The organism is Companilactobacillus sp. FL22-1, from assembly GCF_043951805.1.
In the GTDB taxonomy this organism is placed as follows: domain Bacteria; phylum Bacillota; class Bacilli; order Lactobacillales; family Lactobacillaceae; genus Companilactobacillus.
Map to the genome: position 1 here is coordinate 39,945 of NZ_JBINJY010000013.1, position 18,381 is coordinate 58,325.

General features: G+C 40.5%; 26 protein-coding genes and 4 pseudogenes. 14 read left to right on the forward strand and 16 right to left on the reverse strand.

What is annotated here, in order from left to right:
• Positions 1 to 2 precede the first annotated feature (2 nt).
• Positions 3 to 152, forward strand: a complete 150-nt coding sequence (locus tag ACG72T_RS11170) for an HNH endonuclease (RefSeq protein ID WP_395266251.1) — start codon at positions 3 to 5, stop codon at positions 150 to 152.
• Between the two features lie 95 nt (positions 153 to 247).
• Here the strand turns inward: ACG72T_RS11170 and ACG72T_RS11175 are convergent, their stop codons facing one another.
• Positions 248 to 835 (reverse strand): site-specific integrase, encoded by a 588-nt coding sequence (locus ACG72T_RS11175; protein WP_395266253.1) that lies wholly within the window; start codon positions 833 to 835, stop codon positions 248 to 250.
• A gap of 103 nt (positions 836 to 938) precedes the next feature.
• On the opposite strand from ACG72T_RS11175, the gene ACG72T_RS11180 reads away from it, so the two are divergent.
• Both ACG72T_RS11180 and ACG72T_RS11185 read left to right on the forward strand, forming a co-directional pair.
• Positions 939 to 1,217 carry a plasmid mobilization protein gene (locus tag ACG72T_RS11180; RefSeq protein WP_003625288.1) on the forward strand — a complete coding sequence of 93 codons (279 nt, stop codon included), beginning with the start codon at positions 939 to 941 and terminating at the stop codon, positions 1,215 to 1,217.
• Positions 1,207 to 1,509 carry a type II toxin-antitoxin system YafQ family toxin gene (locus ACG72T_RS11185; protein ID WP_005917927.1) on the forward strand — a complete coding sequence of 101 codons (303 nt, stop codon included), beginning with the start codon at positions 1,207 to 1,209 and terminating at the stop codon, positions 1,507 to 1,509. Before ACG72T_RS11180 ends, ACG72T_RS11185 begins: the two co-directional genes overlap by 11 nt.
• A 156-nt stretch (positions 1,510 to 1,665) precedes the next feature.
• On the opposite strand, the gene ACG72T_RS11190 is transcribed toward ACG72T_RS11185, so the two are convergent.
• The gene (locus ACG72T_RS11190; protein WP_395266235.1) at positions 1,666 to 1,980 is read right to left on the reverse strand and encodes a hypothetical protein; all 315 of its coding nucleotides are present in this window, start codon (positions 1,978 to 1,980) and stop codon (positions 1,666 to 1,668) included.
• A 16-nt stretch (positions 1,981 to 1,996) separates the two neighbouring features.
• Between ACG72T_RS11190 and ACG72T_RS11195 the strand changes: the two genes are divergently transcribed.
• The gene (locus ACG72T_RS11195) at positions 1,997 to 2,377 is read left to right on the forward strand and encodes a DUF4430 domain-containing protein (protein WP_125765019.1); all 381 of its coding nucleotides are present in this window, start codon (positions 1,997 to 1,999) and stop codon (positions 2,375 to 2,377) included.
• A 343-nt stretch (positions 2,378 to 2,720) separates the two neighbouring features.
• Here the strand turns inward: ACG72T_RS11195 and ACG72T_RS11200 are convergent, their stop codons facing one another.
• The 6 genes and pseudogenes from ACG72T_RS11200 to ACG72T_RS11225 form a co-directional block, all read right to left on the reverse strand.
• Positions 2,721 to 3,059, reverse strand: a complete 339-nt coding sequence (locus tag ACG72T_RS11200; protein WP_288646975.1) for a hypothetical protein — start codon at positions 3,057 to 3,059, stop codon at positions 2,721 to 2,723.
• Positions 2,995 to 3,324, reverse strand: a complete 330-nt coding sequence (locus tag ACG72T_RS11205; RefSeq protein ID WP_395266238.1) for a DUF536 domain-containing protein — start codon at positions 3,322 to 3,324, stop codon at positions 2,995 to 2,997. The genes ACG72T_RS11200 and ACG72T_RS11205 overlap by 65 nt, the downstream gene beginning before the upstream one ends.
• Before the next feature lie 446 nt (positions 3,325 to 3,770).
• Positions 3,771 to 4,700, reverse strand: coding sequence for a replication initiation protein (locus ACG72T_RS11210; RefSeq protein ID WP_395266239.1), 930 nt, complete (start codon positions 4,698 to 4,700; stop codon positions 3,771 to 3,773).
• 708 nt (positions 4,701 to 5,408) lie between these two features.
• Entirely contained in the window at positions 5,409 to 5,621 is a 213-nt protein-coding gene (locus tag ACG72T_RS11215) for a hypothetical protein (RefSeq protein WP_395266241.1), read from the reverse strand.
• Positions 5,621 to 5,713: a TRASH domain-containing protein gene (locus ACG72T_RS11220; RefSeq protein ID WP_395266243.1), complete on the reverse strand. Its 93-nt coding sequence runs from the start codon at positions 5,711 to 5,713 to the stop codon at positions 5,621 to 5,623. Before ACG72T_RS11220 ends, ACG72T_RS11215 begins: the two co-directional genes overlap by 1 nt.
• A 289-nt stretch (positions 5,714 to 6,002) precedes the next feature.
• A pseudogene (locus ACG72T_RS11225) lies at positions 6,003 to 6,662 on the reverse strand (replication initiation protein); the annotation flags it as partial.
• A 156-nt stretch (positions 6,663 to 6,818) separates the two neighbouring features.
• Between ACG72T_RS11225 and ACG72T_RS11230 the strand changes: the two are divergent.
• Genes ACG72T_RS11230 through ACG72T_RS11245 form a run of 4 tightly spaced genes read left to right on the forward strand, consistent with a single transcriptional unit; the run spans position 6,819 to position 9,505 of the window.
• Positions 6,819 to 7,313 carry a MerR family transcriptional regulator gene (locus ACG72T_RS11230; protein WP_395266245.1) on the forward strand — a complete coding sequence of 165 codons (495 nt, stop codon included), beginning with the start codon at positions 6,819 to 6,821 and terminating at the stop codon, positions 7,311 to 7,313.
• Between the two features lie 12 nt (positions 7,314 to 7,325).
• The gene (locus ACG72T_RS11235; RefSeq protein ID WP_395266247.1) at positions 7,326 to 8,369 is read left to right on the forward strand and encodes an adenine-specific methyltransferase EcoRI family protein; all 1,044 of its coding nucleotides are present in this window, start codon (positions 7,326 to 7,328) and stop codon (positions 8,367 to 8,369) included.
• Complete coding sequence (locus ACG72T_RS11240; RefSeq protein WP_395266249.1) at positions 8,369 to 9,343, forward strand: DUF262 domain-containing protein; 975 nt, start codon at positions 8,369 to 8,371, stop codon at positions 9,341 to 9,343. Before ACG72T_RS11235 ends, ACG72T_RS11240 begins: the two co-directional genes overlap by 1 nt.
• 12 nt (positions 9,344 to 9,355) lie before the next feature.
• Complete coding sequence (locus tag ACG72T_RS11245) at positions 9,356 to 9,505, forward strand: HNH endonuclease (RefSeq protein ID WP_395266251.1); 150 nt, start codon at positions 9,356 to 9,358, stop codon at positions 9,503 to 9,505.
• A 95-nt stretch (positions 9,506 to 9,600) separates the two neighbouring features.
• On the opposite strand, the gene ACG72T_RS11250 is transcribed toward ACG72T_RS11245, so the two are convergent.
• Positions 9,601 to 10,188 carry a site-specific integrase gene (locus tag ACG72T_RS11250; protein ID WP_395266253.1) on the reverse strand — a complete coding sequence of 196 codons (588 nt, stop codon included), beginning with the start codon at positions 10,186 to 10,188 and terminating at the stop codon, positions 9,601 to 9,603.
• A gap of 103 nt (positions 10,189 to 10,291) precedes the next feature.
• Between ACG72T_RS11250 and ACG72T_RS11255 the strand changes: the two genes are divergently transcribed.
• Entirely contained in the window at positions 10,292 to 10,570 is a 279-nt protein-coding gene (locus ACG72T_RS11255; RefSeq protein ID WP_003625288.1) for a plasmid mobilization protein, read from the forward strand.
• Positions 10,560 to 10,862, forward strand: a complete 303-nt coding sequence (locus tag ACG72T_RS11260) for a type II toxin-antitoxin system YafQ family toxin (RefSeq protein ID WP_005917927.1) — start codon at positions 10,560 to 10,562, stop codon at positions 10,860 to 10,862. The genes ACG72T_RS11255 and ACG72T_RS11260 overlap by 11 nt, the downstream gene beginning before the upstream one ends.
• 324 nt (positions 10,863 to 11,186) lie before the next feature.
• Here ACG72T_RS11260 and ACG72T_RS11265 read toward each other — a convergent pair whose 3' ends face one another.
• The 4 genes from ACG72T_RS11265 to ACG72T_RS11280 are packed head-to-tail and all read right to left on the reverse strand — an operon-like array spanning position 11,187 to position 13,511.
• Positions 11,187 to 11,474, reverse strand: a complete 288-nt coding sequence (locus ACG72T_RS11265) for a hypothetical protein (RefSeq protein WP_395266254.1) — start codon at positions 11,472 to 11,474, stop codon at positions 11,187 to 11,189.
• A complete protein-coding gene (locus tag ACG72T_RS11270; RefSeq protein WP_062913483.1) occupies positions 11,467 to 11,784 on the reverse strand; it encodes a hypothetical protein in 318 nt (105 codons plus the stop codon). The genes ACG72T_RS11265 and ACG72T_RS11270 overlap by 8 nt, the downstream gene beginning before the upstream one ends.
• Positions 11,781 to 12,548 carry an alpha/beta hydrolase gene (locus ACG72T_RS11275; RefSeq protein ID WP_072557574.1) on the reverse strand — a complete coding sequence of 256 codons (768 nt, stop codon included), beginning with the start codon at positions 12,546 to 12,548 and terminating at the stop codon, positions 11,781 to 11,783. Before ACG72T_RS11275 ends, ACG72T_RS11270 begins: the two co-directional genes overlap by 4 nt.
• Before the next feature lie 6 nt (positions 12,549 to 12,554).
• Positions 12,555 to 13,511 (reverse strand): L-lactate dehydrogenase, encoded by a 957-nt coding sequence (locus tag ACG72T_RS11280; protein ID WP_062913484.1) that lies wholly within the window; start codon positions 13,509 to 13,511, stop codon positions 12,555 to 12,557.
• 122 nt (positions 13,512 to 13,633) lie between these two features.
• On the opposite strand from ACG72T_RS11280, the gene ACG72T_RS11285 reads away from it, so the two are divergent.
• From ACG72T_RS11285 to ACG72T_RS11300, 4 genes are all read left to right on the forward strand, one after another.
• A complete protein-coding gene (locus ACG72T_RS11285; RefSeq protein ID WP_062913485.1) occupies positions 13,634 to 14,464 on the forward strand; it encodes a LysR family transcriptional regulator in 831 nt (276 codons plus the stop codon).
• Between the two features lie 55 nt (positions 14,465 to 14,519).
• A complete protein-coding gene (locus tag ACG72T_RS11290; protein WP_395266258.1) occupies positions 14,520 to 15,338 on the forward strand; it encodes an alpha/beta fold hydrolase in 819 nt (272 codons plus the stop codon).
• A protein-coding gene (locus tag ACG72T_RS11295; protein WP_395266260.1) for an IS5 family transposase occupies positions 15,293 to 16,080 on the forward strand; the annotation gives its coding sequence in 2 pieces (ribosomal slippage) (positions 15,293 to 15,548 and positions 15,548 to 16,080; 789 coding nt in all). Before ACG72T_RS11290 ends, ACG72T_RS11295 begins: the two co-directional genes overlap by 46 nt.
• Positions 16,081 to 16,197: 117 nt before the next feature.
• Entirely contained in the window at positions 16,198 to 17,004 is an 807-nt protein-coding gene (locus ACG72T_RS11300) for a MucBP domain-containing protein (protein ID WP_395266262.1), read from the forward strand.
• Between the two features lie 247 nt (positions 17,005 to 17,251).
• Here the strand turns inward: ACG72T_RS11300 and ACG72T_RS11305 are convergent.
• The 3 pseudogenes from ACG72T_RS11305 to ACG72T_RS11315 all read right to left on the reverse strand — a co-directional run.
• Positions 17,252 to 17,482: pseudogene (locus ACG72T_RS11305) on the reverse strand (transposase); the annotation flags it as partial.
• 168 nt (positions 17,483 to 17,650) lie between these two features.
• A pseudogene (locus ACG72T_RS11310) lies at positions 17,651 to 18,244 on the reverse strand (transposase); the annotation flags it as partial.
• Between the two features lie 22 nt (positions 18,245 to 18,266).
• Positions 18,267 to 18,381 (reverse strand): annotated as a pseudogene (locus ACG72T_RS11315) (nicking enzyme TraA protein); the annotation flags it as partial.

An 18,381-nucleotide genomic window follows, 5' to 3' on the forward strand; every position in this document is an offset into this window, starting at 1 on the left:
CAATGTGTCTTGAAGAAGGCAATGATAAAGTGTACCAATTATCTGAAATGGAAGGTGACCACATTACACCTTGGTCTGAAGGCGGTCGTACTGAAGAAGATAATTTACAGATGCTTTGTAAGCGACACAATCGAATGAAAAGCAACCATTAGTGCGCACTTATACTCCGCTAAAAATTAGTGGAGGTTTTGTGCTTAAAATCTGTCTCAGAAGTTGCCTTCGGCAACAACTAAAAATCCAAATAAAACTAACCAAAATCAATTTGATCTAACATAGTTTCGGTACTGGCTTGGTCTAAGCCTAAATAAGCTAAAGTCATGGCTTCACTTGAATGATTTAATAAGTGCATGACTAAGCCAATATTGTAATTGGATTGCGTATAAACGCGATAAGCCCCAGTTTTGCGCATAGTGTGGGTACCAAGGTAATTAATTCCTAATAGATCGCCAACCTTACTCATAATTTTGTAGAACTGTTTTTCAGTAATATGGCGTTCTGGGTGTTGAATTGAAGGAAAGAGCCATTCAGAATCCAGCTTATGATCGAGCAGCCATTGACGATACAATAAAAGCTCTGTTTGAACTGGTTTAAGGTACAAGGTATTCGGTTTACCAGTTTTTCGGTCATGAATAAACGCATTTTGTTTAATAGAACCGTCCGGATTAAAAATATCGTCCTGTTTTAAGCCCATAACGTCACTCACTCGCAGTAGCGTCGCTTTACCAACTTGAAAAATCGTATAGTTACGTCGGCCAGCTTTAAAGTTATTGAGTAACGTATCTTGAACCTCTTTAAGAACGTTTGAATCTTTGATGGGTAAGACAACTTGTCGCATAAGCTGTTAGTTCCTTTACTTTAAAATTAATTTAGTTGCAGAAAACCTAAAAATCGAATATTATAATGTAGTACGATGGTAAACTTAAAGGAGGCGGATTAGAATGAGTAATACTATTATTAAAAACAAGACAATTTCAACTCGTGTAACACCTGACATTAGTGAACGGGCTAAAGCTAATCTAGCAAAACAAGGGCTAACCGTTTCTGAGTATATACGCTTATCGTTAGTTAAAGCGGCCAATAATGAAGTTCGATTAGTCAGCTTTTTAGATTCTCCGGAAGCCTTAGCCGCTAAAAAAGAAGCAGAAACAGGGCAGGTCAAAAACATTGGTTCATTGACTGACTTTGAAGATTGGATCGATAAGTTAGATGCAAATTAAACAGACCAAATCTTTTGAACGTGAATTAAAAAAACTAGTCAAAAAACATTTCCCAATAACTGTCTTGAAGCCTTGTTTAGAAGCAATTGTTGAACAAGATGTACTTGTTTTGAAACAGATTAAAGATCATGCATTAAAAGGAAATTGGCGTGGATATCGTGAATTTCACCCTGCCAGATATGGAAACTATGGTAAAAATTATGACAACTGGATTGTTATTTATCAGCTAGATCATGATGAATTGATTTTGTTATTGGTTGCAACTGGCTCCCATGAAATCTTGAATCAATAGCTATAGTTTAGGGGCACTTATAAAAGAATAAATTAAAATAGCCCCCAATATCTATAATGTAGATATTGGGGGCTATTCTTTCAATGTTTTTGAGGGGTTATTTGATAGTTATAGACCCTATATATTCATAGCCCCTTTCTGTTTGGTGTTAAAGTATTAGTCATCGATGTCATGCACTATCTTGTTTAGCTCCGTTTTGATGGAACTGGGAATATTTTCTAAATTGAAATGATTATATATTTCTTTATCCTTAAGCATCCTTTTTTGTGCCTTATTTAATTTACACTCATTGTTACCCACTAACCATTCATCCTTTGTACGTATAAAGGGGTTCTGCGCACTTTCCTTTAACGCGTTTTGAACATCTTCATAAGGTAAATAAAATTCAATTGTAGATTTATTTAATTGAATGGTTTTTAAATTATTATTTTCGTCTGCCTTTTCTTTGTTATAATGAAAATCGTTGTACAAATCGAGGAGGAAAATAATGAAAAAGATTACAGCATTTTTATTGTCATTATTAATGTTACTAGGGGTATTCGCTCCAGCAACTGCAACAACCGTTCAAGCTAAGGCTTCCGAGAATATCAAAGCTACTTACACTTTGAAGAAGAACAAAAAGAAGATTGCCAAGAAAACTATCACATTGAAAAAGAATGCCACTGTTACTGATGGTCTTAAAAAAGGCTGGAAAGTTAACGACAAAGGCGGCTTTATCACAGCTATCGACGGTCACAAACAAAATAACAAGAAGAAAATTTACTGGACATTCACTGTTAATGGCAAACAAGTTAACGTTTCAGCTGACAAAAAGAAATTACACAACAAAGACAAAGTTGTTTTCAAATTATCAAAATATAACGGTTAATGATTAAATTAAAATATGAGATGAGGATAAATTCAATATCCTTATCTCATATTTTTTTGCATAAATAAGTAATTCTACAATCTACCTTTTTATTTAATTTTTAAGGATCAATACAACCACTTTTTTCACAAATCGGATAACCTAAATCCCAGATTAATATCATTTTTAACAAATCGATTAATTTAGTCGCTGTTAACGAAACGGCTATTATTGTATGAACAGCGAATGCCCATATAAAATCTGTTCTCGCCCTTCTGAACCTCTATTAATGCCACTATCCATAATAAGCATGCCTGTATAGAGCTCTTAATAATAAAGTCCAAACCACCAATAATCATAATTGTCAAAAAAATATTTTCACTCCATCTATTCTTAGGTTATCAAAGTAATCTTGATATTGTTTCTCATTTTTTCTAGGATATTTTTCAAGATCATTATTTTCCATAGTATTTTTCAACCCATATATCCACCATGAAGAATTAAATAATGCTGAAAATTCAACAGTAGGTTTGGGCTCGTGACTCAATTGGTTAAAATCATTTTGATATAAACGCCTTTTGTTTACAAATCCAAATATTTTTTCCTCTACAGATCCAGAGCCTTGCTGCCACTGATTGTCACCAAAAATGCCACCAACTATTATCGGTGTTGTTCTTAAATGTTTTCTTTTGTCTATTACCATATTCAGCAACTTTATTTTCATTTTGATTGTCGTTTTTATCCTTGATGTGACTGGTATTAGAACTATTCGTCAAGGTATCGTCCTTGTCGTTTAATTGTTGCTGATGAGTAGCACTAGAAGATTCAAACAAGCCACTCAGTTTCTGAACGTGTTCTTTTAATCGATGGTTCTCTGCAACCGTTGCTATCTGTAATTTTTGCTGCTGATCTAAGGCTTGTTGTAAATTTGCAATTTGTTGATCTTTAACATCAAGTTGCTTCAGCAAGATCTGATCAATATTTTTGTCCTTGCCGTTTTCAGCTTGTCTATTTCTAGATGGTTTTTAACTTTGTAAGTGTGTTTGCTTCGAAAGCCATTAATGCTATTAATACGTTGATTAATAGCTTGTTTTGACAATTTAAATTCTTCTGAAAGTTGCCGAATAGTCTTGCCCAATAGTTTCACCGCCTAATTAATCCGCCTTAAATTATAAGTTAAAAACGACAAGAAAACCAATCGACAACCAAAACTTAAACTTGGTTGTCGATTGGTTTTCTTTAGGTATCAATCTTCAAGCTAAACTATAATCGATTTGGTTCTGGTTGTTGCCACCAATGAATGTTGCTTTAACAACAAATATCCCGAATTAACAACAACTAAAGTTTGCATCTAGTTTTTTCCCTAATGGCTTGTTTTGATACACCAAACTCATCAGCAAGTTCTCTAATAGTTTTAGGCATGATTTCCAAACTCCTTTCGGAGTTCAGCAAGTGCTTCTTTTCTTGCTTGATCTCTTATTTTTTTATCATGTTCGGCTTGTTTGACAGCCAATGCTTGCTTTTCAGTAGAGCCTAAAGTTAACCCCTTAACTTTATCAATGGCACTCCATTTTTCCTGTTCTGTTAATTCGCCATTATGCTGAATATTAAAGAGTTTTTGACGTTCATCTTGAAATTGACCTTGTGAGAAGTCGTTAGCGTCTTTCTTTTCGGGTTTCCAGGTAAACGAATAGCCAATAACAGGCTTTCCTCGCCCTTTACCGTATTTCTTTCGGACAGTTAGCCCACAAAATAGGGGGGTAAGTTCTTCTTTGATTGGTTTTATCACTTTTTTGTTAATGTCGCCTTGCCGATAAGTTTTTGGAATATCAAGTAACTCATCAAAATCTGCTTTGGAAAAGTAAGCGTACCCAGTAGTTCTAAATTGTTTTAGTAACCGAAACATTGTTTTTGCGTAACTACTTTTTAAATCTCTAAACTCTGCCAACGCATAACGAACCCAACTTTCTAAATCGTTTAGTAAGTGTAAGGCTTTAGGATAAACTCGGATATCAACGTAAGGTATTTCAGCTTCGCCTTTAATTTCAAATTCGGTAAACATAACAAAAAATTCTCGATTTAAGCCACTTTTACTTCGTCTACCAAAATGTAATCCCATCATTTTTTCATAAGTTCTCTGAATGTCATCTTCAAAACGGTTATTTGCAGTAGGTTTATAAGCACTTAACTCTTTTAATTGATCAAAAGTAAAACGAACGGTCTGATCTCCCTTATCACGCATACGAGAAATAATCGAAAAAAATAAATTCATTTCAACTGGAGTAAATTTTCGAAGTGGAATGGTATTTAACTCTGGATCATATTTAACTAGTTCGTTGCTCAAAAAACCACCTCCTAAATTAGAGGCTACCATATCAAGGCCGGAGCCTCAAGACGGGACCCCCATAAACAGACAATTGGACCCCCATAAACAGACAATTGGACCCCTATAAACAGACAATTGGACCCCCATAAACAGACAATTGGACCCCCAAACATTTGTGAAACGCTTGGGAGAGTAAAGTGGAACATGCCCTTAAAAGAGGTTTAAAAGAGGTTTATAAAAGAGGTTTAAAAGAGGCACTACTGTACGAGGGCAAAATCTAAAACAAAAACACAAAGGAGTGAGCCAAAAAACAGGCTCACATTAAACTCCAGTCGCTATGCTCCTTGCGCCTCACTTTGTTCGTTGCCTAAAAGGTGTGGCAAGCCACATTCATTCGGGCGCTGACGCCCCGAACCCCGTCCAAGCTGAGCCAGCTTGACCGCTTTTTCACTCGCCGTTAGGCAGGAAAGCAAAGTTTTATAGAAACTTTGGCTTTCGCCAATTCAGTGTTAAGACTGGTTAAGAGCTGTCAATTCCTTATGCTCCCACGCTTTGCTCGTCCGCTACCATTGACAGCAAACAGTTAGTTTTTCTGAATCTTAACAAGACTTTAACTGCTATATTCGTTTTTAAGGGCCTTATTTCTCGTTTCTAGCGGTTTTAAGAATGTTTATATACATTTATACCAAAGGAAAAATAAAAAGCCCTCAGCAGGCTATTAGAGGGCTAAATAACGAAGCCAGGACGATTAATAATATCTTCTTGTCTTTTTTGCAAAATATAAGTGTATAAGGAATCATACAAATTCCTTTTGATCTCGTCAGGTTCATTGACAGAAGCTTCAAACAATTCTTGAATATCAACTTGCCAAGGATCAGCAAGCATTTCATCAATTGGTGTTAATACTTTCTTTTCGTCCATCTTGATTACTCCTAACATCAAAATAATGATTTCAGTTTAGATACACAGTTCTTACAGTTAGTTATTAAAATTTTGTTGCTAAGTTTATAAAGAATCTCTGTAAAAGACAATTAAAAAATTCGAATTGGAAATAGCGGAATCTGTAATAGTTTTTAAGTATTTAAAGCATAGCAAATTTAGTTGATTTGGACGCATATATTGAATTAAAAATGTATTCAATTCAATAACGGAAAACCTGATTTAATAGCTATCAGCAGACCGAGTGAAATGAGGTCAATGTGCACTTACACATAGAATTTATTCTATGTTGTGCTAGACCCATTAAAAACCTGCATCAGAAGTCGCCGTTGGTGACAACAAATAAAAAAAGAGGAAAACCAATTAGTTTTCCTCTTGGATCTATAAATGTCTATTAAGCCTTTGCAATAAGTCTTGCCGTATTTTAGTTTCACTTAATTCTCGTTTTTCCTGCATATTTACTTGTTCTGAGGTCCCTAGGGGAACATCTTTAACTTTATCTATTGCTCTCCACTTTTCTCGTTCTGATAGCTCGGAATTATGCTCAATATTAAAGAGTTTAGTTTGTAATCGTTGTTTGCTGCTTATGTGAATATTTTCAGCATCTTTTGGCTCAGCTTTCCAAGTAAAAGTAAAGCCAATAACAGGCTTGCCACGACTTTTACCGTATTTTTTACGGATAGTTAATGCACGGAATAAGGGTGTTAACTCTTCTCTAAGGGGACTAAGGACGCGTTGCTCTAGAGTACCTTGATTATAGCTCTTGGTTATATCCAATAATTCATTGAAATCAGCAACAGTGAAATAAGCATATCCCGTTGTACGGTATTGTTTAAGCAAGCGGAACCTTGTTTTCGAATAGCTACTCTTTAACCCTCGGAACTCTGCTAGAGCATAACGTACCCATCGTTCAAGGTTATTTAGTAATGGGAGAGCATCCTTATAGATTTCTACCTCAACATATGGACAATCAGCATCACCGTTTATTTTAAACTTGGTAAACATGACGAATCTCTCTACGCTTAACCCCGTTTTACTTCTGGGATAGTAGGGCTAAGGACCTCACTAAAAGAGGTTATAAAAGAGGCTGTTCAACCATCTGCTAATTCATCTAATGCGCAATCTGATAAATCTAAAGATCATGGTGACGATTTAACCCTCTAATGTAGTAGAATTAACGCGAGAGGTCAGAAAGGCATGGGACAAAGTAAAAGGAAAGACTACACAATATCAGACATAGCAAGGATTTCTGATGTTACTGTGGCGTCTGTTAGCAAGTATATTAAAAGAAATGAGTTAAAACCGGTAAGGCTGGGGAAAAACAACTCTAAATACTTTGATAGCAGTGTTTTAGACGAAATCAGGTCTTACTACCAACGTAAGAGCGAAAAACAGCAAGAAGCTAGTTCTGAACACCGTCCGGCCACTAAAGATGATGTGATTGATGAGCTTCGGGCTCGTGTTCGCGACCTGCAGACTACCAATGAGCTGCTACGTAATGAGTTAAAGGTTAAAAATGACCAGATTGCAGATGCCATTCGGCTAGCCGATCAGGCCCAACAGTTGGACTTAACTACTCATAATCAACAAGTCTTGCCAGAACCAGAAGTTAAGACACCGGAAGTAAAAGATAAGTCGGAACATGATGATGAAAAGAAAACCAAAAAGTTTAAACTTTGGCCGTTTAGATGAGGAGTGATAGCTATGGCAACTAATGAACGATTGAACAAAGCTGCAAAGGCAAAAAAAGATGAATTTTATACCTCTTATGATGATATTCAATCAGAAATTAATAATTTTGAAGATGGATTTGCTGGCAAAACTGTTTTATGTAATTGCGATGATCCGTTTGAAAGTAATTTTTCAAAGTTCTTTCTTCGCAACTTTAACTATTTGAAGTTAAAACGGCTTATATGTACTTCATATGCTGGAAGTCCAGTAGTTGGAACACAAATGTCATTGTTCGACGATTACAATGAACCAGTTGAAAGCGATCGTGGTTATGTGTTGGATATATCGAGTGTTCCTATGGCAAATGGTCGTGGAGTTAGTGATGACGATATTAATACGCTTTTACATGAACGTGGAATAGTCAAACGACTAAAGGGCGATGGTGATTATCGTTCTGATGAATGCTTGAATTATTTGAAGCAAGCAGATGTGGTAGTAACAAATCCGCCATTCTCAAAATTTAGAGAATTTGTGAAAACGCTGTTTGAATATAATAAGCAATTTTTGATTATTGGCAATCAGAATGCAATTACTTATAAAGAAATTTTTCCATTGATTAAGGATAATAAAATGTGGCTTGGGAAGCCATTTAAAGGTAACGTTGGATTCTTTAAGAGCCTATATGAAGATGTGGCCACTGCTTCACAGCATAAAGAAGGACTAATCAGAGTATCTGGTGTTATGTGGTATACAAATCTTGATTATGCTCGTCGGCATGAACCAATGATTTTGTATAAAAAGTATAATCCTGATGAGTATCCTAAATATGATAATTATGATGCTATTAATATAAGCAAAACTGCTGAAATTCCGTTGGATTATGATGGTGTTATGGGAATTCCAATAACAGGTATGCTTAAATATACTCCTGAACAGTTTGAAATTATTGGTTGCACTGAAAGCGAAGGAAATGGATTATCGAATGGGCTTTGGAATTCTAAATCAGGCGTCAAACAAGCGACAATTAATGGTAAACGTATTTACAAGCGTATTTTTATTAAGAAGGTGGAGAAGTAATGGAGATTGAACTAAAACAGGTGCCCGTTAAAAATGTTTTTGATGGGTATAAAGATATGGATGAAGCTGGTGTTGTCGGATATCAAGGACAACTAAACATACGTCCTCCGTATCAAAGAAATTTTGTTTATGATCTGCCAGAAGAAAAAGCTGTTATTAATACGGCTTTGCGTGGCTTCCCATTAAATGTTATGTATTGGGTAATTGATGATGATGAACATTATGAAGTGCTCGATGGCCAACAACGTACATTGTCAATTATGCGATTCTTGGACCATAAGTTTCCAATTGAATGGGACGGTCAAACTATGTATGTAGATGCTTTACCAAATGATCTATATGATCGTTTGATGAATTATCAATTGATGGTTTACTGGTGCAAAGGTACGGATTCCGAAAAGCTATCATGGTTTAAAACGGTAAATATTGCTGGAAAGAAATTGACAAGTCAAGAGCTGCGTAATATTGCATACGTTGGGCCGTGGCTATCAGATGCCAAGAGACATTTTAGTAAGCGAGGCTGTGTTGCTGCAAAAGTGAGTGACCACTATGTAAAGGGTGATCCTAATCGGCAAGAATTGTTGGAGAAGGCGTTGCTTTGGATTGCTGATGCTAAAGATACTACTATTGAGGAATATATGGATGAACACAAGTCAGATGACGATGCAAATGAATTGTGGCAGTATTGGCAGAAAATCATGGACTGGATTCGAATGACTTTCCCTCAAGTCTACAAAGAAATGAATGGCCTTGATTGGGGAACTCTGTATAACAAATACCATTCTAATGACTACAATTCATCTAAGATTGATGCGGATATTCAAAAGCTGATTGATGATGATGAAATCAAGAAAAAGAAAGGCATTTGGCAATACAAGCTAGCCGTTAATGCCAATGAAGCAGGAGCCACAAAGTATCTTAATTTACGTGGTTTTCCAAAAGACATGATGCGAAAGAAATACAAGGAGCAATAAGGCCACTGCCCAATGTGTCTTGAAGAAGGCAATGATAAAGTGTACCAATTATCTGAAATGGAAGGTGACCACATTACACCTTGGTCTGAAGGCGGTCGTACTGAAGAAGATAATTTACAGATGCTTTGTAAGCGACACAATCGAATGAAAAGCAACCATTAGTGCGCACTTATACTCCGCTAAAAATTAGTGGAGGTTTTGTGCTTAAAATCTGTCTCAGAAGTTGCCTTCGGCAACAACTAAAAATCCAAATAAAACTAACCAAAATCAATTTGATCTAACATAGTTTCGGTACTGGCTTGGTCTAAGCCTAAATAAGCTAAAGTCATGGCTTCACTTGAATGATTTAATAAGTGCATGACTAAGCCAATATTGTAATTGGATTGCGTATAAACGCGATAAGCCCCAGTTTTGCGCATAGTGTGGGTACCAAGGTAATTAATTCCTAATAGATCGCCAACCTTACTCATAATTTTGTAGAACTGTTTTTCAGTAATATGGCGTTCTGGGTGTTGAATTGAAGGAAAGAGCCATTCAGAATCCAGCTTATGATCGAGCAGCCATTGACGATACAATAAAAGCTCTGTTTGAACTGGTTTAAGGTACAAGGTATTCGGTTTACCAGTTTTTCGGTCATGAATAAACGCATTTTGTTTAATAGAACCGTCCGGATTAAAAATATCGTCCTGTTTTAAGCCCATAACGTCACTCACTCGCAGTAGCGTCGCTTTACCAACTTGAAAAATCGTATAGTTACGTCGGCCAGCTTTAAAGTTATTGAGTAACGTATCTTGAACCTCTTTAAGAACGTTTGAATCTTTGATGGGTAAGACAACTTGTCGCATAAGCTGTTAGTTCCTTTACTTTAAAATTAATTTAGTTGCAGAAAACCTAAAAATCGAATATTATAATGTAGTACGATGGTAAACTTAAAGGAGGCGGATTAGAATGAGTAATACTATTATTAAAAACAAGACAATTTCAACTCGTGTAACACCTGACATTAGTGAACGGGCTAAAGCTAATCTAGCAAAACAAGGGCTAACCGTTTCTGAGTATATACGCTTATCGTTAGTTAAAGCGGCCAATAATGAAGTTCGATTAGTCAGCTTTTTAGATTCTCCGGAAGCCTTAGCCGCTAAAAAAGAAGCAGAAACAGGGCAGGTCAAAAACATTGGTTCATTGACTGACTTTGAAGATTGGATCGATAAGTTAGATGCAAATTAAACAGACCAAATCTTTTGAACGTGAATTAAAAAAACTAGTCAAAAAACATTTCCCAATAACTGTCTTGAAGCCTTGTTTAGAAGCAATTGTTGAACAAGATGTACTTGTTTTGAAACAGATTAAAGATCATGCATTAAAAGGAAATTGGCGTGGATATCGTGAATTTCACCCTGCCAGATATGGAAACTATGGTAAAAATTATGACAACTGGATTGTTATTTATCAGCTAGATCATGATGAATTGATTTTGTTATTGGTTGCAACTGGCTCCCATGAAATCTTGAATCAATAACTATAGTTTAGGGGCACTTATAAAAAAATAAATTAAAATAGCCCCCAATATCTATATTATAGATATTGGGGGCTATTTTAACAATGATTTTGAGGGGCGATTTGTTAATTATAGCCCCTTTTCCTTGCTCTTCTGTAATCATTGCAAATTATTATTTATACTTTCCTAGTAAATTTTTTTGACTTCCTGTAAATAATCATCAGGATATTCCGGCACTAGTAAATTTCCATCAATGGCATCAAGCATGATCTTTTCTTTATCTTTTAACTTGTTCCCGAAAAAAAAAAAAGCAGGTCAAATCGCACACTGGCGATTCGACCTGCTTCATTTGCGTACATTGACATAGACTTGGCGGCTGCGGGGAAATTCCACTTTCAATGCCGCCTTTAGCGCATGGCGGCATTCGTGACGCTGTTCGATCGTGAAACTTTGCTGTGACTTGCCGTACCCGTTTTCTAAAAGCCGCAGCTGATCGACTTGACGATATAACCCTAGCAACCGATCTTTTTTAAAAGTAAAAACTGTGATTTCAGTGGCATCCGCTTTGGCAGCCAGTGCGTTTTCGAGCAATTTTTCGGCTTGTTTCAATGACATTAACCGCATGCTAAGCACCTCGAATAAAGCGTTCCACGATTTGGGTGAAACGGTTTTTCTGCAACACGGGACTGATCAGCAGCACTGTGGCTGTGGCACCGGTCTGGATAAAAGCGAGACGGACGCTGCCGATATCAGCTTGGTTAACCCGGCACTCCCACACGCGCTCCCCGGCAAACCGCTCACTGCAAGCCGGCTTCACCTTCGTCATGCCTGTAACGACCTGCCGCTGCAACTGTGCTTGGATCGCTTGTTTGATCGCCAGTGTCGCCGCGGCATGCTTTTTGAAAAACGCCTTACAGCCGCGCGGCAAATAGCTGACGATCATCCTTGCAACTGCTGGTCAAAGAACGCCAACGTTTGCCCCAGTGCTCGTGCTTCATAGGCTTGGGCATGGCCGTCGCCGGAAAAAACAGTCAAGCGGCTGTTAGGCTGGCGGGCGGTCAAGCGGTTCAAAAACGTTAACGCATCCCCAAGCGGCACGATCTCGTCAGTCGAATTAAACATCATCACGGCTGGCAGCTCGGCTCCTGTCGCCTGCAGCGGGTCCAGTGCTTGTAACTTGTCACTCGTCACGGTGCCAAGGTAATTTTCGATAAAGTACCGATAAAAAGCATCCTTGATGGCGCGCGGTTTGGCCAGGCCGAGCGTTTTTTTCGCGTCTAAGGCCGGCTTAACGTTTTGGTGGGTCGCCATCCAGTTGGCACTTTCCACAACAGCACTCCAAGTCACCACCGGTAAATGAAATTTGAATGCCGCAGTCAACGCCATCGTGCCGCCAACACTGACACCTAACAGACCTAAACGTAATTGTTGATAATCTGAGGCTTTAAACCAAGTGATGAAGGTTTCCAAATCACTTTGAGCGGCAGGAAAAAGCGCAGCCTGTGCCAGCCGATAATTAATGGCGGCAACCAGATAACCTGCCTGCGCCAACACTTCGGCCAAGTTTTGCCCATCTGTTTTGTCGCCGCGCAGCCAAGCGCCGCCATGCACAAACACGACGGCAGCCCCATTACTGGTTGTCGGCACATATAAATCAGCAGTTTGCAGCGGATCTTTACCATAAGTGATCGCTTTGATCGTCATCATAACCTCCTACGCTTCTGCCGGTACAAAAGCGTCAGCGAGCACTTTTTTCAGCTGGCTGGCGGATTGATCCATCGCCTGCTGCTCTTCTGCAGATAATGGGATCTCCAAGATGTGCGCTACGCCTTGCGCGTTGATCACAGCCGGACTGCCGATGTAAATGTCAGATTGGCCATATTGGCCGTTCAGATAGACGGACAATGGGAAAATTGCATTTTCATCATTCAAGATGGCCTGGGTGATCCGAGCAAGGGCCGTGGCGATCCCATAGAATGTGGCGCCTTTCAGATCGATAATTTGATAAGCCGCATCCCGTACCCCGACAAAAATAGCAGTTAAATCTTGTTCGGTCAGATCATGGTGCTGCTTCAGCCATTCCGTGATCTTCACCCCACCGATCGTGGCATGCGAGAACACTGGAAATTCGCTGTCACCATGTTCGCCCAAAATGTAAGCATGGACCGACCGGGCGTCAACATGCAGGGTGTCGGCGAGCGACTGGCGCAGGCGGGCAGTATCCAGTGATGTACCGGTCCCCAGCACCCGGCTTTGGGGGAAGCCGGACAATTTCCACACAGCATAAGTCAAAATGTCAACTGGGTTAGCAGCGACTACGAAGATCCCGTTAAAGCCGGAATCCACGATCGGCTTAACGATCGAAGCCATGATCTTTAAATTTTTGCTGACCAGATCTAAGCGGGTCTCGCCCGGTTTTTGTGGTGCACCAGCTGTGATCACGACCACATCCGCGTCTTTTGCGTCAGCATAATCCGCCGCGTGAATGTCAGTGGGCGTGGTATAAGGCAAGGCGTTGCTAAGGTCCATCGCATCCCCTTTGGTTTTATCTTTGAAAATATCCACGATCCCGACTTCTTGGGCGATGCCTTGCAAAACCATTGCATAGGCAAAACTTGACCCGATCGCCCCGTCGCCGACGATCAAAACTTTTTTCTTTGCGTTAGCCATGAACAAATCGCTCCTTTGATTAAATGATTAGCTTTCTTTCAACACTTTTATTGTATATTATAAATTCAGTGTTTTAATTTAGATTAGTTATACTAACCATTTAGAAGGAGCATAAGCCCAGCATGTTTGATTTATTCCGCACCTTTATGACCGTTTATGAGACCCGTAGTTTTTCGCTGGCGGGCCAGCGGCTGTTTGTCAGCCAACCAACCATTTCACACCACATCGATAAGCTGGAAAAAGCGCTCAAGACCCAGCTGTTTATTCGCAATAAACGCAGCGCCACGGTTCCGACTGCCGCCGCTGACCTGCTGTATGTGTTCAGCGGCAAGCTGCTGGCGCAATGGGAGAAAACGACTGAAGCGATTCATAATATTCAAGAAGAAGCCTATCTGGAATTGCGGATCGGGATGTCGCAAAGTGTGGCCACCGTGCTTTTCCCCAAGATCGCGATGGCGTTGCGGGAGACTTTTCCTCATTTGAAATATGACGTCAAAGTGTTGAATTCGATGAAAGTCGTCAAGCAACTGGAAGCCCAGCGGATCGACTTGGGCTTTGTTGAGCAGCCCCTAACACTGAAAGGTACGACCCGCGACACCTTGTGCCCGGATCAGCTGGCATTAGCCGGCAAACCCACTGGGACATGGATCACCCGGGAAGCCGGTTCCGGTATTCGCTTTTACACCGATCAATATCTCCGCGAGCAAGCGATCACGCCGCGTCACATCATGACCGTTAACAGCAACGCGATGCTCCAGGAGTTGGTGCAAGACGGGATCGGCCAAGCGCTCGTCTCTGACAAGATCGCCATCACCAACGTCCCAATCAAACCGCTGGGGCCGCATTTTTTGCGTAATTTTTATCTGCTGCAAAACACCCACAACAGCTGGCCGCACCAAAAACAGATCACCCAATTGATCAAACGCACCGCGGAGAAAACGACGAAAAGTTAATCCGCTGCTCAAAAAGTGATCGTCATTAGTTTTGCTCAAATTGGGAGGTTAAGCTATGCCTTTTTTCTCAGGGTTACATTTTGAATCGCTTGGATCAGGCCAACCCATTATCTTTCTGCATGGACTAGGCTTGAACGCCGAAAGTATGCGTGGTTTCTTTGAGCCATCGCTTGAAAAGGCGACGACACCATCTTATCAGCGGGTCTACGTCGATCTGCCGGGCATGGGCGAATCGATAATGCCACCAGAACTGACCACATCTGATCAGGTACTAGCGATGATTCACAAATTTATCACCCCTATTGCTGGAGGCAGAAAAGCAATTCTGGTCGGCCACTCCTACGGCGGTTATTTAGCTCTAGGTCTGATCGCCAAACATCCTCAAAATTTTGTCGGCGCATTTCTCACCGCCCCCGTCGTGATCGCTGAAAAAAGTAAGCGGACTGTCGCAGCTCAAAAGCACCTAATTTTGGAACCCATTCGTCCAGAAACGCCCGCTTTTCAAGATTTTTTGAAAATGAATGTCAAGGTCTCAACCCAGACCTGGGCTGACTATCAACGGCTTATCCTGCCCGGGATCAAGCAATTCAACCTCGCCGCTTGGAACCAGATCAAGGCAAGCGGACATTACGCCTTTAGCTTTGAACCTCAGCTGCCCAAGTTACTTGATCAATCATTGCCTGTCCACATGATCTTGGGCCAAAACGATACTGAGGTTGGCTACGGCGATCAACTCGGCTTCAGTGCCCAAATGCCAACGATCATTAGAACCTGTCTAGTATCTGCTGAATCTGGTAGAATTGTGGAAAACCGACTGAGGAGTTTGTCATGCCAGATTATCCAAGCAATATTTCTCGAGCGCAATTTGCGTTAATACAACCTGATTTAGAAAACTTCCGCAAGCATACAAGACCGCGTCGTTATGATCTTTATGACGTATTCAATGCCATTCTTTACTCGCTTACTACAGGGTGTCAATGGCGTGAATTACCGCACGATTTCTCGGAATGGCACACTGTCTACCGCTATTACGATATGTGGCGAGATAAACCAGACCCGACAGCTGATTCGCTATTAGAAAGGCTTTAAAAAAAACTGTTGCTTCCTATCGCTTTGCACAGGGCCGATCGGCCCGAACGTCGTTTGTGATTGTTGATGCTCAAAGTGTTAAAACCACTGATTTAACGAAAAATAGTGGCTACGATGGCGGCAAAAAGATTTCAGGGATTAAGCGTCATATGGCGGTTGATATTAATGGTTTACCACAAGCCATTCTCGTGACACGAGCTAATGTATCAGATCGTTCAGGTGCATTGGCTATGTTTAGTTTGGCTAGCCAAAATTTAGAGCTGGTTCAGCATGTCATGGTTGATGGTGGCTACACTGGCAATGACTTTGCGGATCAGGTGAAGCTCATTTTGAATGCTAAGACGACGGTAGCTAAACGCAACGAGTTGCATACGTTCACGGTGTTACCGCAACGATGGATCATTGAACGTTCATGGAGTTGGCTAGACAAATGTCGGCGACTTTGGAAAAACTGTGAACGCGCCCTTAACAGCAGTCTTCAAATGGTTGTATTGGCCTTCCTGAAGATAGTTCTTAAAAGATACTAGACGGGTTCTAAAGTAAAGGGTTATACCGCTGACAAGGCGCAAATTGACAAGCAAACAGTTAACGGGGACTCAAAGGACTTAGCATTCACGGTTACCTATACCAAGAATGCTCCAACGATTACGACAGATAAGAAGACAGTTAATGAGACCATTCATTATCAAGGCGCTGGTAATCAAACTCCTGCTGATCACACTGCTTCTGTCGACTTCACACGTTCAGTCTCAACTGACGCAGTAACTGGGGAAAAGACGTATGGTCCTTGGTCAGCAGATCAAAGCTTTGACGCAGTCACAAGTCCTGAATTAAAGGGTTATACCGCTGACAAGGCGCAAATTGACAAGCAAACAGTTAACGGGGACTCAAAGGACTTAGCATTCACGGTTACCTATACCAAGACTCCAGTTGCTGGCGGTAACGTCACAGCTAAGTATGTTGATGAAAACGGCAATCCAATTGCTGACGACGTTATTGCTTCTGGTAATGTAGGCGATCCATATTCAACGACCCAAAAGGATGTACCAGGCTACACCTTCAAAGAAGTCCAAGGGAACCCTACGGGAATCTTTACGGATCAGGATCAGACTGTTACCTATGTTTACACGAAGAACCCCGCAACAGATAACAATGGTGGCACTGGGCCCAATCAACCGGGGAAGCCAGGTAATGGTACGGACACAGGAAATCCCAGTTCTAACCAACCATGGAATCCTTCCCAGCCAAGTAACGCTACTAACAATGGAGTAATCAATACGTCGACTAATACAGGATCTAAAGTTAACAACGGTGCTGTTAATTCACCAGAATTACCTCAAACTGGTGAAAACAATAGTCAAAGTCAAACAATGTCATTTATTGGTATTTTGTTGGCAATGTTTGGAAGTTCACTCGGTTTTCTTGGTATCAAGAAACGTCGTAATGATTAACCATTAAATAAATATATCTGTAGTGAATATAGATTATTTAAAGAGGGCCCTGAAGAATATTATTATTCTGGCTCTGTGTCAAATGGTGTTGATTAATAGTTTTTATCTTTTGAAAGGTCCACTCTTCGGAGTGGGCTTTTTGTTATTGAACCGAAAAACTCCGTTTGAGAAGTCAGATGGCCGCAATTATGCTCTGTAGCCCTGTTTTTGGGCACACTCCTCCCCGGGGTGTCGTACACTGACTTTTCTAGGCAATCAGTTGGTAGATCCGTTCAAACATGCGCTCTTGATTGGCAAATCCATAACAGCTGCGATTTAGCGCTTTGATCTTACGGTTAATGCCTTCTAGTGGGCCATTTGAAAGCTTGGTTTGAGAAGCATTCAAAACGCCTCTGAGGTTTTTCCTCAGTGTGGCAATGGCGATGTCCATTGGCTCACCGCACGACCTGTAGGTCTTGATGAGGTTACTCAGGCGCTCTGGGTCTAGAATTTTTGGTGTTGGAAAGTATTTCCATTCCAAAAGTACTAGGCCCTTTTTGATGACGGATTTACAATTCAAGTGCAACAAATTAGTCAAATAGAAAAGACTCATAGGGTACTATCCCCTGTCAAGTTGACACTTATAAAAACGAAAACACAATTTTTCTTATCCGACCAAATCGTGGTAATATTCCGCCACGGTTTGGTCATTTCTTTTAGCGGAAATGAACTGATTCGTGAAGTACATTATTCCAGCACGAACCTGTTCCTGTAACTCTGCTAGAGTTTGCGCCTTTGGACGATGCTCGAGCCAGATGCTTTTAAAATCTTCCTACCAGTGTTCCATTACGGCGTTATCCGCTGGTGTCCCAGGCGCCGATAGGCTATGCCTTACCTTCTCCTGACGGAGAGCTTCGTTGTAATTGGTGGACGTATATGCCGCTCCACGATCCGTATGGATCATTTCTGGAGTGGTTCCACTAGCCTTAGCGGCTTGGTTAAAGACTTTGATTGCGGCTTCACTGGTCTTCGTTGGTGAGATTAACCATGCTGCTGGCCTTTGTCCATATAGACCTAAGATGGCGTGTAGACGGACTTTATTAGCGGTCCCGTAAGTCGGTTCTGTTGTATCTGTTACCCAAACCTGATTCGGCTTTTCTTGCTTAAATTGCCGATTTAGTAGGTTTTCATCTTGATAGGTTTGTTTTGCTCCCTGGCGGTCCTTTTTTGGCTGCCGGTAATCCGCGTACAATACCCCAATTAACCAGTCGCTAATTTTGTGATTACAAGTGCATGCCCCCATCTTCATGCCGGTTCCGGGTTTGGTGTTGCCGCTGCTTTTTCGTCATTTCCCACTCGGTTTCTTTCAGTCCACGTTCTTGCTTTTGCCGTTGGTAA

Excerpts from the sequence above, each read along its gene's own strand:
- ACG72T_RS11275 (WP_072557574.1), bottom strand. The coding sequence starts at position 12,548 with ATGATGACGATCAAAGCGATCACTTATGGTAAAGATCCGCTGCAAACT.
- ACG72T_RS11235 (WP_395266247.1), top strand. The coding sequence starts at position 7,326 with ATGGCAACTAATGAACGATTGAACAAAGCTGCAAAGGCAAAAAAAGAT.
- ACG72T_RS11260 (WP_005917927.1), top strand. The coding sequence starts at position 10,560 with ATGCAAATTAAACAGACCAAATCTTTTGAACGTGAATTAAAAAAACTA.
- ACG72T_RS11250 (WP_395266253.1), bottom strand. The coding sequence starts at position 10,188 with ATGCGACAAGTTGTCTTACCCATCAAAGATTCAAACGTTCTTAAAGAG.
- ACG72T_RS11200 (WP_288646975.1), bottom strand. The coding sequence starts at position 3,059 with ATGGTAATAGACAAAAGAAAACATTTAAGAACAACACCGATAATAGTT.
- ACG72T_RS11280 (WP_062913484.1), bottom strand. The coding sequence starts at position 13,511 with ATGGCTAACGCAAAGAAAAAAGTTTTGATCGTCGGCGACGGGGCGATC.
- ACG72T_RS11185 (WP_005917927.1), top strand. The coding sequence starts at position 1,207 with ATGCAAATTAAACAGACCAAATCTTTTGAACGTGAATTAAAAAAACTA.
- ACG72T_RS11255 (WP_003625288.1), top strand. The coding sequence starts at position 10,292 with ATGAGTAATACTATTATTAAAAACAAGACAATTTCAACTCGTGTAACA.
- ACG72T_RS11290 (WP_395266258.1), top strand. The coding sequence starts at position 14,520 with ATGCCTTTTTTCTCAGGGTTACATTTTGAATCGCTTGGATCAGGCCAA.
- ACG72T_RS11195 (WP_125765019.1), top strand. The coding sequence starts at position 1,997 with ATGAAAAAGATTACAGCATTTTTATTGTCATTATTAATGTTACTAGGG.
- ACG72T_RS11230 (WP_395266245.1), top strand. The coding sequence starts at position 6,819 with ATGGGACAAAGTAAAAGGAAAGACTACACAATATCAGACATAGCAAGG.
- ACG72T_RS11170 (WP_395266251.1), top strand. The coding sequence starts at position 3 with ATGTGTCTTGAAGAAGGCAATGATAAAGTGTACCAATTATCTGAAATG.
- ACG72T_RS11285 (WP_062913485.1), top strand. The coding sequence starts at position 13,634 with ATGTTTGATTTATTCCGCACCTTTATGACCGTTTATGAGACCCGTAGT.
- ACG72T_RS11175 (WP_395266253.1), bottom strand. The coding sequence starts at position 835 with ATGCGACAAGTTGTCTTACCCATCAAAGATTCAAACGTTCTTAAAGAG.
- ACG72T_RS11240 (WP_395266249.1), top strand. The coding sequence starts at position 8,369 with ATGGAGATTGAACTAAAACAGGTGCCCGTTAAAAATGTTTTTGATGGG.
- ACG72T_RS11245 (WP_395266251.1), top strand. The coding sequence starts at position 9,356 with ATGTGTCTTGAAGAAGGCAATGATAAAGTGTACCAATTATCTGAAATG.
- ACG72T_RS11180 (WP_003625288.1), top strand. The coding sequence starts at position 939 with ATGAGTAATACTATTATTAAAAACAAGACAATTTCAACTCGTGTAACA.
- ACG72T_RS11270 (WP_062913483.1), bottom strand. The coding sequence starts at position 11,784 with ATGATCGTCAGCTATTTGCCGCGCGGCTGTAAGGCGTTTTTCAAAAAG.
- ACG72T_RS11215 (WP_395266241.1), bottom strand. The coding sequence starts at position 5,621 with ATGTTAGGAGTAATCAAGATGGACGAAAAGAAAGTATTAACACCAATT.